12 protein-coding genes are annotated in these 14,257 nt (G+C 46.0%); 9 read left to right on the top strand and 3 right to left on the bottom strand.

The window, feature by feature from the left end; translation table 11 throughout:
* Positions 1 to 21: 21 nt before the first annotated feature.
* Positions 22 to 1,890: a methyl-accepting chemotaxis protein gene (locus tag AACT21_RS16020; protein ID WP_026028218.1), complete on the top strand. Its 1,869-nt coding sequence runs from the start codon at positions 22 to 24 to the stop codon at positions 1,888 to 1,890.
* 86 nt (positions 1,891 to 1,976) lie between these two features.
* Here the strand turns inward: AACT21_RS16020 and AACT21_RS16015 are convergent, their stop codons facing one another.
* Positions 1,977 to 3,338 carry an alpha-amylase family protein gene (locus AACT21_RS16015; protein WP_094164693.1) on the bottom strand — a complete coding sequence of 454 codons (1,362 nt, stop codon included), beginning with the start codon at positions 3,336 to 3,338 and terminating at the stop codon, positions 1,977 to 1,979.
* 272 nt (positions 3,339 to 3,610) lie between these two features.
* On the opposite strand from AACT21_RS16015, the gene AACT21_RS16010 reads away from it, so the two are divergent.
* Positions 3,611 to 4,291, top strand: coding sequence for a DsbA family oxidoreductase (locus tag AACT21_RS16010; RefSeq protein WP_013867994.1), 681 nt, complete (start codon positions 3,611 to 3,613; stop codon positions 4,289 to 4,291).
* A 100-nt stretch (positions 4,292 to 4,391) separates the two neighbouring features.
* On the opposite strand, the gene AACT21_RS16005 is transcribed toward AACT21_RS16010, so the two are convergent.
* Both AACT21_RS16005 and AACT21_RS16000 read right to left on the bottom strand, forming a co-directional pair.
* On the bottom strand, positions 4,392 to 4,592 hold the full coding sequence (locus AACT21_RS16005; protein ID WP_013867995.1) for a restriction endonuclease subunit S: 201 nt from the start codon (positions 4,590 to 4,592) through the stop codon (positions 4,392 to 4,394).
* 58 nt (positions 4,593 to 4,650) lie between these two features.
* Complete coding sequence (locus tag AACT21_RS16000) at positions 4,651 to 6,567, bottom strand: methyl-accepting chemotaxis protein (protein ID WP_094164692.1); 1,917 nt, start codon at positions 6,565 to 6,567, stop codon at positions 4,651 to 4,653.
* Positions 6,568 to 6,849: 282 nt separating this feature from the next.
* Between AACT21_RS16000 and AACT21_RS15995 the strand changes: the two genes are divergently transcribed.
* From AACT21_RS15995 to AACT21_RS15965, 7 genes are all read left to right on the top strand, one after another.
* The gene (locus AACT21_RS15995; protein WP_017046059.1) at positions 6,850 to 7,806 is read left to right on the top strand and encodes an AAA family ATPase; all 957 of its coding nucleotides are present in this window, start codon (positions 6,850 to 6,852) and stop codon (positions 7,804 to 7,806) included.
* A 20-nt stretch (positions 7,807 to 7,826) separates the two neighbouring features.
* On the top strand, positions 7,827 to 8,753 hold the full coding sequence (locus AACT21_RS15990; RefSeq protein WP_017048975.1) for a DUF58 domain-containing protein: 927 nt from the start codon (positions 7,827 to 7,829) through the stop codon (positions 8,751 to 8,753).
* Positions 8,750 to 9,220, top strand: coding sequence for a DUF4381 domain-containing protein (locus AACT21_RS15985; protein WP_013867999.1), 471 nt, complete (start codon positions 8,750 to 8,752; stop codon positions 9,218 to 9,220). The genes AACT21_RS15990 and AACT21_RS15985 overlap by 4 nt, the downstream gene beginning before the upstream one ends.
* 7 nt (positions 9,221 to 9,227) lie before the next feature.
* The gene (locus AACT21_RS15980) at positions 9,228 to 10,196 is read left to right on the top strand and encodes a vWA domain-containing protein (protein ID WP_017048328.1); all 969 of its coding nucleotides are present in this window, start codon (positions 9,228 to 9,230) and stop codon (positions 10,194 to 10,196) included.
* The gene (locus AACT21_RS15975; protein WP_094164691.1) at positions 10,189 to 12,078 is read left to right on the top strand and encodes a vWA domain-containing protein; all 1,890 of its coding nucleotides are present in this window, start codon (positions 10,189 to 10,191) and stop codon (positions 12,076 to 12,078) included. Before AACT21_RS15980 ends, AACT21_RS15975 begins: the two co-directional genes overlap by 8 nt.
* Positions 12,072 to 13,724, top strand: coding sequence for a BatD family protein (locus AACT21_RS15970; protein WP_094164690.1), 1,653 nt, complete (start codon positions 12,072 to 12,074; stop codon positions 13,722 to 13,724). The genes AACT21_RS15975 and AACT21_RS15970 overlap by 7 nt, the downstream gene beginning before the upstream one ends.
* A 118-nt stretch (positions 13,725 to 13,842) precedes the next feature.
* A partial coding sequence (locus tag AACT21_RS15965; RefSeq protein ID WP_141195281.1) for an SIMPL domain-containing protein occupies positions 13,843 to 14,257 on the top strand: 415 nt, incomplete at its 3' end.

Below are 14,257 nucleotides of genomic sequence, written 5' to 3'. Positions count from 1 at the left end.
TTATTGATGGAAGGGATTGCCATGAAATTCAGCCATAAGATCGTCGCGGCGTCATCTTTGCTGCTGTTGGTCACCGTTACTCTGCTGACGATACAACAATACTTCACCGTCCAAAAAGAAGTGAAGTCACAAGTTGAAGCGAGTGTAACTGAAATAGTGGATGGGGTTAGCAATACAGCTGGTGCAGAGATCAATAGCCGCAAGGCCATTGCCGCTTACGCCACCAGCATGTTGGAAGTCGACATTAACCGAGAAAGTATGTCTAAGGTCATCACAAGGCCGATTGTCAAACAAACTTTTTTACTGGCTGGGGTCGGTTTTGAGAGTGATGGCTCTTACATCAGTAATGATCCTACTTGGAACCCAGGCGCATCATGGAATCCACGCGTGCGCCCTTGGTATATTGATGCAAAAAATGCCGACAAACTGATTATTACTGCACCTTACGCCGACTCTGCCACTAATGAAATATTGGTGTCTATTGCTACCCCAGTTAAAGATAACGGCAAATTTATCGGCGCCATCTTCTACGATGTTAGCCTTGCTGGGTTAGCAGAATTGGTCAACACCGTAAAATTATTTGATGCAGGCTATGTGTTTATTGTTTCATCCGACGGCACAACCATAGCCCACCCCCGAGCAGAGATGAACGGCAAGCCAATGAAAGAATACTTAGGCAATGCCGTTATCGCCGAAGAGCCTAAACAAGTGCTGATTGATGGCAAACACTACACACTCGATTTTTCAAAAGTACCCGGAGAGAATTGGTATGTCGGTGTCGTTTTGGATGAAGAGATCGCCTATGCGTCTTTAGCAACACTGCGCAACAGTTCGATCATCTATACGTTAATCGCTTTAGTCTTCAGTATTGCGATACTGCTTGTGCTTATCCGTCTGTTGATGAAACCGCTTGATGCACTTAATAATGCAATACAGAACGTTGCCTCTGGTAGTGGTGACTTAACCCAACGCTTAGCCACCGACACGGATAAAGAATTCTCGGTATTAGCGGTCGGTTTCAATACCTTTACTGAAGCCTTACAACAACAAATTACCCAGTCTAAAGCCATCGGTTCAGAAATTTTACGCGGTTCGGAAATGACCTCGATGGGGTTGCAAGAATCGGCCGAAGCGATGCGTGATCAACTCCATGAACTTGAGCAATTAGCCACAGCCATGCATGAGATGGCCACCACTTCTGGCGATGTCGCCAACAACGCGCAAGGCGCGGCGTCGGCGGCAAAAGATGCTGATGATGCGACAGAATTTGGTACCAATGTTGTGACCCAAACCACGCAAGCGATTGATAATCTTTCGACGCGTATTGATGAAGCAGTAACAGAGGTAAGTGCACTAGAAAATGCAACGGCAAACATCGAAACCATTTTGAAAGTGATCAACGACATTGCCGACCAAACCAACTTGCTGGCACTAAACGCAGCGATAGAGGCGGCTCGGGCTGGAGAGTCAGGCCGAGGCTTTGCGGTCGTTGCAGACGAAGTGCGTACGCTGGCGCAAAGAACGCAGCAATCCACGACGGAGATCCGTAATATGATTGAGAAGTTGCAGTCGAGCGCTACTTCTGTTGCCAATGCAATGAATCAGAGTAAAACAACGGCAGCTGAGGCGGTCAATCGTGCCGAAGAAGCGAATAATGCTCTGCTGAAAATCCGCGATGCTATTCAGCAAATTAGTGATATGAATATCCAAATAGCTTCGGCAGCCGAAGAACAAAGCTTGGTAGCAGAAGAGATCAACAACAACACGGTTAAGATCAAAGATCTTTCCGTTCAAGTTGCAGACGCAGCTGACAATGCCAACATAGCCATGCAAGCTCAAACCGAAAATATCAGAGAGCAAGATGCTATATTGAATAAATTTATCGTTTAATCCTCTACCGCAGCAACTGGGTAGACTCAGTAAAGGCGCTGATTACGCGCCTTTACTTTTCTAACGAGTCACCGTTTTATTCACCATCAGACATTTGATAGCCGACAAAGCATGGCGCTAGAGCGAGCGGCGATATCCATGACAATCTTTTGGTTATTGGGTTGATACTGCTGCTTCGTAAACAATTCTAGCATTGGATTTGTCCAATCAATTTCAACGCGCTGACTGCGTTGAGATTTGTTCAAAACCACTATCCCTTCCTTACCGCGGCTGAACACTAACAAGTCATCACTCGCTTCTAGCGTTTTCATTGGCAACGCATGCATTTTATTATGAAAAGCAATACACGCCGCCATTTGTGGCGAACACCATGCCTCTTGCCAGCGCGGAAGACCAGCATGGTTCAAAATGCCACTGGTGTTTAAATCGGTGTAAATTAATGGCACTCCCCCATCGCGACCAAGAATGTAGCTGTAGGCGATATTTTCTAAGGCTTCATCCATGACGAGGTCGGCAAACACAGCGTTGTTGGGGATATCATGCGTAATGGTGAACGTAATCGCTCGGTTGTTGGAAAGCGCCTGACCAAAACAATAAGGGTCAATCAGCCATTTCAGGCTACCTTTTGTTTGTAACGCATCGTATACCGTTTGAAATAGTGGAAAATCATAAGCACCCAACTTTGTTTCTTGCAGATAAGGCTCGAGAAAAAGTTGGTACTCTTCTTTGGTTGCACCGCCATCAGTAATGATCTCGCCAAAAATATGCATGCCTTGCGTAATGTCATCGGTCCATACTTTCTTCAAATGCTCAATAGACATATGCTTAGCAGCATCAATTCGAAATCCTTTGACTCCTAACGCTTTCAATGCCCTTAAATAAGCCTGTTGTTGCACAACCACATGTTCATTATCACGCAACGTCGGTAGGCCCGGGTCATGCGCCCCTCCAGTAATGCGGCCATTTTGCACTTGCCAACGATCCTTCCAATCTTTTATGCCAAACGCTTCCACAAAGTCATCTTTATCAAAGAGTGGCAGGGTCAGATCACCAAAGAGGCGCAGCGCGTGGTACTCATCGCTTTTATTCTGGTAGGAAGCTAAGTCTTGTGCGCTCGGGTATTGTAAATCCAAACGCAATTTGGATTCGTTGGCCATATGGTTGAACACTACATCGGCATAAATTCGCAAGCCTAATGCGGTTAAGGTTTCAACCATCTGTTTAAAATCATGGGTATTGCCCAGTTGATTATCAATGATGCGATAATCTTGTGGCTGGTAACGTTGCCACCATTTTGTACCTTGAGCGGTTTTGAACGATTTCATCGGCGGTGAAATCAACACCGTTTTATAACCCAGTTGGAAAATTTGCTCTGCACGCTCAGCGACTAAACGATACGGCCAATCAAAAGCATGCAAAATCACATCGGTTGGTTGAACATTTGTCATACGTCAATGTCCCTGTTCATCATGGTTAACTCACAAGTTGAAAGAGGCGAAACCTCACAATACGTCACTTGTTTCTCAAAGCGCAGTTTAATTCTCTGCATTTAACGTTTTTAGAGTATAGAGAGCGTTTCAGCAATTCCATCAGCCTTATTGCAATATTGTTTGTATGAGAGAAAAGGCGTAGAGCGATAAAAAAGCGCCTAGCTTTCCAAAGGGCTACACAACAAGTCACAGTTTATGCTGATAATCTCGCTATAATTAAGGTCAGTGAATTGCCAATCGCGGTAGGGAAGAAAATGAAAAAACTACGCATTGATATCGTGTCAGATGTTGTCTGCCCTTGGTGCATCATTGGCTATAAGCGGTTAGAGCAAGCGCTGCTGGCTCTCAGCGATACGATCGATGCAGACATCCATTGGCACCCTTTTGAACTCAACCCTGCTATGCCTATAGGTGGTGAACACCTACAGCAACATTTAGCCAAAAAATATGGCACGTCGATAGAAGCAAGTTTACAAGCACGCCAAACCCTCAGCGCCTTAGGGCAAGAAGTCGGCTTTCAATTCAATTTCAGTGACGACATGCGTATTTATAATACCCGTAAAGCGCATCAATTATTAATGTGGGCGAATAGCCAAGGAAAACAATTAGAGCTGGAAATGGCACTATTTCGTGCTTATTTCACTTTCGGGCAAGCCTTAGATGACGATGATGTCTTGCTCGACCTAGTACAGAGCCTTGGTTTAGACAGAGAAATCTGCCGCGCAGTTTTAACTGATGAGTCGTGGGCGAAAACCGTTTCTGTCACAGAGCAACAGTGGTTAGAGGCAGGAATTCAAGCTGTGCCAGCCTTGATCATTGAGCAACGCCATCTTATCTCAGGCGCGCAAACGACAGAGATCCTTCAACAGGCACTCGAAGATATCGCGCAACAGCTTCCTATGACTCAATAACGTTTTCTGATAAAAAAGGGCACCACTACTGTGTGCCCTAAATACTATTGTGTACTCTAAATAAACTTGTGTGCTCTAAATTAAATAAAGTGGGTTTGAATTAATGGACGGGAGTATCCGTTTCTGTAAAGAACTGTCCAAAATGCTTTTCCAGCACTTCTGGCGTCAGCTTGCCTTCCGCTTCTAGCTGCTTAAGCTCAGCCACAATCGCTTTTTGTTCTTCCAACGAAGGCAGTTTCACTTCAGGTTCACCCGCCACCTGTTGCGACAATTGTGCTAACTCTTTTTCGAAATCACTCATTTTACTTACCTAAACATAAACGTAATGGGGGAAGTGTACCGATTTCCCCCTCATGATTCTAGAGCTTAAAGCTACCCACCATTTTATCTAAACGGCCAGACAGATCACGCAGTTCTTGGCTCGCTTCTGCCAACTCTTCTGCGGTGCTGGTGGTCACTTCATTGATGGCGTTGATCTCTTCAATATTTTGATTGATTGTGTGCACCACCGTTGATTGCTCTTCAGTCGCCGTGGCAACCTGAGTGTTGCGATCGGAAATATCGTGGATCCGCTCTGAAATATTCACTAAAACGTTCACCGCTTCATCGGAAGCGTCAACCCCTTCCTGTGTAACAGCCTTACCGGAAGACATCGCCGAGACCGCATCTTTTACATCGTTTTGTAATTGATTGATCATCTTTTGAATTTCTTCCGTTGAAGAGGCCGTGCGGCTGGCCAAATTGCGTACTTCGTCTGCCACCACAGCAAAACCTCGGCCTTGCTCTCCAGCTCTCGCCGCTTCAATTGCAGCGTTTAATGCCAGCAAGTTGGTTTGTTCAGAAATACCACGGATAACACCTAAAATAGAGCCAATATCTTGAGTGGTCGATGCTAGCTGCTCCACCACTTTACCCGTATTTTCGATATCCGCCGCTAAACGACTGATGGCATCTTTGGCTTTGCTTACCACTTCACGTCCTACTTCAGTGTTATCAGCCGCGTGATTTGCTGTTTCAGCTGCCGTCGCCGCGTTAGAAGCAATTTCACTGATAGTCGCCCCCATTTGATTGATCGCCGCCACCACTTGTATAGTTTGGTCACGCTGTTCTTGGCTATTGTCATAAGTTCGCGTCGATTTTTCTGACACCCGACCCGCCGCCGACTGCAATGCATGACTGGTAGAAGCAACTTCTTTCATCGATTGATGAATCTTCTCAATAAAACCGTTGAAGCCCGCTGATAATTGAGCGATTTCATCGCGGCCCAATACCTCAATCCGTTGCGATAAATCACCATCGCCTTTACCTAAATCGGTAAAGCGTTGTGCAATCTGTTTAATTGGGTTAGCAATACTATTGGCCAGAAAAAGGCCCATCAAAATAAACAAACCCGCCACAGCTAAGGTTGTGAACAACATTTTTTGCGCAACGGCATTTAATTCGGCGAAGACTTCCGACACAGGTACTGAACCAATCACAAACCAGTCCATCGATTTCACGTAGACACTAGCGACAAAAACATCTTGGTTTTGATAGGTTGTCGAAATCAGGTTGAAGCGGCTTTTATTCAATAGTTGGTTTGCGTTTGAGCCGTACAATTGTGTTAATGAGGCTTTAGCTTTCTCTTTTTGGCGATGGATTTGCACTTCCCCTTTCGAGTTGGTCAAAAAGACAAAACCTGTATCCTCGATTTTAAATCCATTGAGCAGGTTCACCATGTCATCCATTGATTTCGACAAACCAGACATCGTATCGCCACTGACATTTTGATAGTTGGCAAACATTTTCACTTCGCCACTTGCCTCTTGGAACATACTGACCATGGTCTTTTGTCCCGATTGCGTAAAACCAAAAAACCAGCCATCTTGCTGTTGATTAAGCTGACGCAGAAAACCATTTTGGTTCCAGTAATACGCCGTTTTTCGGTTAGCCACAGAAGCATCATTCAACGAATATTGATCGCGTACATTATTGAGCTGCTTAATCAGCATCGCCTCTGCGTCAGCATTAATATTGGTCGTCTGAACGGCTTGCTTGATGAATTCATTATTGGCTAGTTGCTCAGCAGAAAAGAGCAATTGCGATACTTCTCGATCTATCTGGCTACTGATTTGATCAAGTAACGAGGGAAGTTCGATATCAATTAATCGGTGCTCCAGTACCTCTCGAGCTTGACGCTGCGCCATTACACCAACGATAACCGTCGAAGCGAGTACCGCGAACGTAATTCCTAATACAACCTTTTGCTTAATACTCATCGAATTAAGTTTGAACATTATTTGCGCTCTTTATTATTGGCTTGTCATGAATAACTTTTTTGTATCGGCAACAAACCCTCTCTCTTGAGAAATTTATCGATAGAATCGATTTATCTTCACGTAGAATGTGATCATGGCCAACAATGGTTGTTCCTAAGCATAGTCGAGCATGGTGACCAAACATTCTTTCGTTTCGCCAAATGGATAATAATTCGCCAATCAGTTGATGCATCACACTTTTCATGGAACTTTTCGAATCAATAAATTACTAATTCAGCAAAACAGCAGGAGACCCATTCAATGCCATCGCACGCGTTTCAATCGCTACAACACTATTTAAATCAGCAAGTCATAGGCCAGACAGGTTTGGTTAAACAGTTATTAGTTGCACTTCTTGCTGATGGGCACATTTTGGTCGAGGGGCCTCCTGGCCTTGCAAAAACCCGTGCCGTGAAATCACTCGCCGATTGCATAGAAGGTGATTTTCATCGAATCCAATTTACGCCTGATCTGCTCCCCGCCGATTTAACCGGTACCGATATCTTCCGCCCTGAAACAGGTGAGTTCACCTTTCAAGCGGGCCCGATTTTTAACTCATTAGTATTGGCTGATGAAATCAACCGCGCTCCAGCCAAAGTACAAGCTGCGATGCTCGAGGCGATGGCTGAAAAACAGATCACGGCAGGTCGAAAAACCTACCCGTTACCTGAACTTTTTTTAGTGATGGCTACCCAAAACCCGATCGAGCAAGAGGGTACTTATCCTCTACCCGAAGCGCAGTTGGATCGTTTTTTATTGCATTTAAACGTTGATTATCCAGACGCTGAAAATGAACTCGCCATTTTACGTTTGAACCGCGGGGAAGCGCAGGGAATTGAGAAAATCTCTCCGCCAACATTAAGCCAAAGCGATATTTTCAGTGCTCGACAAGCAGTGCTGAACATTCACATGGCCGAACCTATTGAGCAATATATTATTCGCCTGATCATGGCAACACGTAAACCCGCAGACTACGATACCACGTTGGCACAATGGCTAGAGATGGGCGTCAGCCCGCGAGCAACCATCGCGCTTGATCGATGCGCTCGCGCTCATGCATGGCTCAGTGGGCGTGATTTTGTCAGCCCTGAAGATGTTCAAGCGATGGTATTTCCGGTTTTGCGCCACCGGCTATTATTGAGCTACCAAGCACAGGCTGAGGGCGTGCATCCCAACCAAGTTATCACTCACTTACTTTCACTGGTTGGTAGTGCTTAGCACTAAGACTAAGGTTTACTATGCAAGAGTCACTTCCACCGTTTAGTACGGGTGTCACACTTTCATTGGCTGAACTGTTGCCTTACAAGCAGCACGCTATTCGCTGGCTGCCACCGGCTAAAAGTTTATGGGCGCAAGTATTGGGGCAGCATCAGAGCAAGCAACTCGGCCGAGGAATGGACTTTGCTGAGGTCAGGCAATACCAAGCAGGAGATGATATTCGGACCATCGACTGGCGCGTTACTGCGCGTACGGGAAAGCCTCATACCAAACTGTTCAGTGAAGAACGAGAAAAACCCGTCATTCTTTACGTTGATCTGAGCCGCTCTATGCAGTTTGGATCGCAGTTAATGCTCAAATCAGTGCAAGCGGCGCACATGGCAAGCTTGCTCAGTTGGTTAAGCATTGCCAATAAGGACCGAGTGGGCGCGGTGATTGATACTGGTTCGACACTGGTTGAGTTAAAACCGACTAGCCGCCAAAAAGGGCCATTACAGCTGTTGCAACAGTTGGTGACACTACAAAACCAACAGCTGCTGGAGCTTGATAAAACGAAATCACACAGCATGCAGCGCGGCCTAACTGCGTTGAATCGTTTGTGCCCTAAAGGCAGTGAAGTGATTTTGATCAGTGACTTCGTCCATTTCAATGCCACATTACAACCAATACTCAACCAATTGCAGCGACATAATCGTGTAAAAATTGTGCACATTTACGATCCATTAGAGCAAGGAGAGACCCAATTTCGCGGTGTAGAACGCGTAACCGATGACCAACAGACGAGCTGGCTCAACTTTTCGAAAAATAGTACGCGCTTAGGGTTAAAAAAAGCCTTTGAATCTCAAAAAGAAAAACTAAAATCATTGAGTCAAACTATGGCAATTTCTTATACCTCACTCTCTAGTGAGAAACCTTTGTTGCAACAACTATCCGGATATAAAGAATGAAGGAATCATCAATAGCTACACTTTTAGATTTAAGCGCGATGCAACTGCCTGAGCTACCCTCTTGGTTTCCCTTGGCTTGGGGATGGTGGGCAAGCGCGGCGGGCATACTGCTCTGTCTGCTGATTCTGGTGTTAGCCATTCGTTGGCGTCGTAAACGCTTAGCCCCGAAAAAAACGGCGCTGCGTTTACTCAACCCCCAATTTGGGCATTTAACTCCTTCTTCAGCGATTGAGCTACTTCGTCAAGCCGCACTTTGTTACTACCCTCGTATGGAAATCGCACATCTTACCGGCAAAGAGTGGTACACCTTTTTAGATTCACAAATTTCTTACCCTCTTTTTGTTCCCAATGAAACATTGTGGCAGCAAGCGTTATACCAAAAGCAGAAAACAGAAAACAGTCAAGAGCTGATTAATCACTGCTATCAATGGGTTAATGATGCTTTGCCGCCTAAAAAACGGAGATAGCTAGGCTTTGGCAAATATAGAGTTATTGTGGTGGTGGATGCTATGTCTGCTGCCACTCCCGCTGGTCGTTTATCGATTCTTACCACCAGCAAAAGAAAGGGCAGCGATTCACCTGCCCTACCTTCCTAAAGATAATCAGCGTCAAGCACCAAACCAGATCATCGCTAAAATCATTGCGAGCGTTATTTGGTGCTTAGTATTGATCGCCGCAGCCCGTCCAGTGTGGTTTGGCGACCCGGTTATTGCTCAGCCCAAACACCGAGATCTGATGCTGGTGGTTGACCTCTCTTACTCCATGAGCCAAGAAGATATGCTGCTTGGCGATCAGTACATTGATCGTTTGAGCGCCGTTAAAAATGTGCTCTCTGATTTTATTGACAAGCGAGAAGGTGATCGCCTTGGGTTAGTCTTATTTGCCGATCACGCCTATCTACAAACGCCTCTGACTCTGGATAGAAACACCATTCGCCAGCAGCTTAATCAAGCCGTCCTTAAGCTGATCGGCACCCAAACCGCCATTGGTGAAGGGATTGGGCTTGCGACCAAAACGTTTATCGATAGTGATGCCCCACAGCGGGTGATGATTTTACTCAGCGATGGCAGCAATACCGCTGGCGTGCTCGACCCAATCGAAGCTGCGAAAATTGCCCAAAAATACAATGCCACCATTTACACAGTCGGTGTTGGCGCTGGCGAAATGATGGTCAAAGAGTTTTTTATGACTCGAAAAATCAATACCGCGGAAGATTTAGATGAGAAGACGTTAACACAAATAGCGACCATGACTGGTGGCCAATATTTTCGCGCACGAAATAGCCAAGATCTGGCCAAAATATACGACACCATTAATCAATTAGAACCCATAAGCCAAGCAAGCCAAACTTGGCGTCCACAAAGCGAATGGTTTGGTTATCCGTTGGCGATAGCGCTCGCGCTTTCTGTACTCTTAGCGCTACTAAGGAGAAATCATGTCTGAGTTTGTTTTTCTTACACCTTGGTGGTTAACCGCACTATTCCCCTTAGCACTACTGCTGGGCTGGTTCACTCTGCGTGCCAAACGACACTCTTTGATAGCACCTCATCTGGCTAAGGCGATGGGTTTGAGCGATAAAAAGCATAACGCGGCCATTGTGATCATCAGCATCAGTTGGCTGCTCGCAGTACTGGCGCTAGCTGGTCCGAGTTTTGAATCTCAAACACACCCCAGTTACAGCAATAGTAACGCGCGCGTATTAGTGATGGACATGTCGCTATCGATGTACGCCACTGATATAAAACCCAACCGCTTAACGCAAGCGCGTTATAAAGCGCTCGACTTACTCATGCAATGGCAAGAAGGTAGCACAGGGCTTGTCGCCTATGCTGGTGATGCCTATACCGTTAGCCCATTAACCACCGACACCGCAACCCTAAGCAACTTAGTGCCCAATCTATCGCCCGATATTATGCCCTACCCCGGCGCAGATGCGGCTCGCGCGGTTCAATTAGCCATCGACATGATGAAAAATGCCGGCCTTGCACAAGGTGACATTGTGTTATTGACCGATGACATCGACTCACAAGAGCAAGCTCAGATTGAAACACAGCTTACCAATACGCGTTGGAAATTGGTGATCTTAGGCATTGGTACACAAGCGGGCGCGCCCATTACGCTCAGCGATGGCAGCTTACTGAAAAATGCACAAGGGCAGACCGTGGTGGCCAAGACCAACTTTGCCAATATGCAGTCGCTCGCGCAGACTATAAATGGATTATTTACGCCAATCAGCTTAGACAATAGCGATGTCGCAATGATCGCTAAGCTAGACCAAAACGAACAACCACACAGTACAACCAAGAGTCAACAAATGGTGCAAGAGCGCGTTAACAATGGCTATTGGTTAGTGCTGCTCCTCATTATCCCGTGTTTGCTTTTGTTTCGCCGTGGCGTCATTTTTTCTTTATTACTGCTCTTCATCCCTACACTGCACAGCAATAGTGTACAGGCTTCTCCTTGGCTAAATAGCAATCAACAAGCCAAAAAAGCGTTTGATGCAAAGGAGTATCAAGCGGCCAGTGAACAATTTACAGACTTAGAGTGGAAAGGCATCGCTCAATATCAGGCTGGAGAATATCAGGCAGCGGTGGAGACCCTCTCTCAACTGCCACAAGACAATGTGCGAGTGCAATACAACTTGGCCAACGCCTACGCGCAAAATGGAGAATTGGAAAAGGCCCGAACCTTGTATGAAGAGGTGTTAAAGCGCGACCCAAACCATAAAGATGCTCAGCATAATTTGGAAATCGTAAAAAAAGCGCAGCAACAGCAACAGCAACAGCAACAGCAACAGCAACAGCAACAGCAACAGCAACAGTCTGGTGAGCCTTCCGATCCAAATCAAGATCAAAATCGGTCGGAAAATAAAAATAATGAACAGAATAAAAACGATGCACAACAACAAGATGGCGAACAAACCGGAGATAAACCTGACGACCAAAGCGATGGCTCACCGCAAGATGACGGCTCTCAGTCTTCGCCTCAATCGGCACAAAGTAAAGATGAGCAAAGTGAGCGATCCAAGGCCAACACGGCGGATGAATCGCCTGCCTCTCAACAGCCGACTGAAGCGACTCAAACAAATGGATCAATGAACAACGAAGATGAGGTCCGTGACAAAGAAGCCTCTGAGCAGCAAACACAGAAGCAATCGCAACAGCAAAGCGATAGCCAAACTGTTGACCCGCAACTTCGCAAGCTAGAACAAGTCGAAAGTGCACGAGATCCTAGTGGCTTACTCAAAGCACAATTGTTGCTACAAGCAAGACAACGACAAGAAGACCAAGCACAACCTCCACAAAACAACAGCAAGAAGTGGTAAGTATGAAATCGATCAAACGTTCATTTTGGGCTGCGATTATCAGCCTAGTTTCTGTTGCTCTACTGAGCTCGGCAGCTAACGCGGCTGCACTTTACGCCAGCGTCAGTAAAAATAAGGTCGCGAAAAATGAAGTATTCCAATTACGAATTGTTGCCGATGAAAAAGTATCGACCGATGCGATCGACTTTAAGGTGTTAGAAGGCGATTTTTTTCTTGGCCGCCCAAGTTTTGGTACTTCGGTGAACATCATCAATGGCGATCGCAGCACGCGCAGTGAATGGAATGTATCGTTGGCAGCCAACAAACTCGGCATACTGACCATTCCTAGTTTTAGCGTCAATGGCGCTACTACTCAACCGATCGCGATTCAAGTTATCGCTGATGGTGAAGCGCCCAAGCAATCTGACCTTGTTGAAATACAAGCCGATCTAGAACGTAGCAAACTCTACCCGAGTGAAAGCACTTTTCTCAATGCTCGCCTAATCATCAAAGCTGATCCAAGAAGGCTGCAAAATCCACAAATTACGCCACCCGCTGTACAAGGATTAGAACTGACGACCGAGGGAGAAGCTAACCAGTACCAAAGCTTATTGGATGGGGTTGAAGTCACCGTTGTAGACCAAAAATTTAGAGTCACGGCCCAAGAGGCAGGAACTTTCACGTTATCCGGCCCTGCGTTTAAAGCTGGCCTCATCTATGGTAACAACCAAACGGGCAGCACCCGCTTGCTGCAAGTCGATATTCCGGCCAAAACCTTTTCGCTCACCGTACTGCCGAAACCAGATAGCTATCAAGGCACTTGGCTACCTACGCCAAAACTAACACTCAACCAAACGTGGCGAGATGCCACAGGGCAGATCATCACCGCCGAGAGCTTTAAAACCAAAGTGGGTGAATCGTTGACTCGTGAATGGATTCTGACAGTGAAAGGCCTTACGCAGACGCAGTTGCCTAACCTCTCAGTGCAATATCCAGACTCAATTCGGCTCTATGCTGAAAAGCCTCAGTTTAAAAGCTTAGATAATGGCGATGTGCAAATGACGCTAAAACAAGTACTCATCCCAAAAACCGTCGGTAAGGTTGATCTAGCGGATCTCACCGTCAGTTGGTGGGACACCAAAAACGAATCTCAGCAAAGCGCGCAAGCCAAAGGACTAACGCTAGAGGTTTCGCCAGGTGAATTACTCAACCCATCCACCTCTGTGCTGACACCACCAACAGTACAAACCGTCACCGTTAAAGATGCAGGATACTGGCCCTACTTTACCGCATTTTTTGCACTGTTATGGATGGCGACTATGGTAGTCGCTTGGTCATTTCGTAACGCGCCACAGACAGCAGCACTGGAAACCAACGCTCATCATCAACCGCTTGAAGGCCACCCATACCAACAGTTAAAAGAAGCTGTACAAAGCCAAGATGGTGCCAAAATTAGCTATTACTTCACCCTCTGGCGCGATTCAGTCGTATTAAGTGATGAAGAGAAAACCGCACTAGATGCACAAGTCAACCAGCAACTTAAAACTTTGTACGCACCTCAGAAAAGTGATTGGGATGGCTCAGCGTTAATCTCTATGATTGATGCCATTCAAAAAAAGCAAACTAAGCGCCAGCATAAAAAGTTAGAATCTCTGGCAAAACTCTAACCGAAAATGGCTGTCGAAATCACAATCTCAAATCTAAGGTATGCTGTTATATTCAAACGACTAACCGCTGTGACTTCAAGTCATTTTGGGACTGTTGCCAACAAAAGGAAAACAAGGCATGCAAATAAAAAGTAGCGCTTCATTGATCATCGGTTTGAGTTTAATACTCGGGCTCACAACCCTCGGTTACTTTGTGCAGCAAACGGCTGTGAAATATAAAGAGTATGAGCGCGTGGTGACCGTTAAAGGATTATCAGAGCGAGAATATCCCGCCGACACAGTTGTTTGGCCGATCCAATTTAGTGTGGCCGATAATGATTTACCCACCATGTTCAACACGATTGAAAAGCAGAGCCAACTGGTGACCGCATTTTTAGCTCAACAAGGCATTGATGAAAAAAGTGTCTCGCTATCATCGCCAGCGGTGATCGACAAAAAAGCACAGCAGTATGGTGGAGAAAATTTAGTCGAGTTTCGTTATTTAGCGAACCAAACCATTACGGTGTACAGCAATCAAGTTGACTTAGTGCGCG

It is taken from the genome of Vibrio sp. V08_P9A1T1 (genome assembly GCF_963874405.1).
In the GTDB taxonomy this organism is placed as follows: Bacteria; Pseudomonadota; Gammaproteobacteria; order Enterobacterales; family Vibrionaceae; genus Vibrio; species Vibrio anguillarum.
This window is presented reverse-complemented; position numbering and strand designations above follow the sequence as displayed.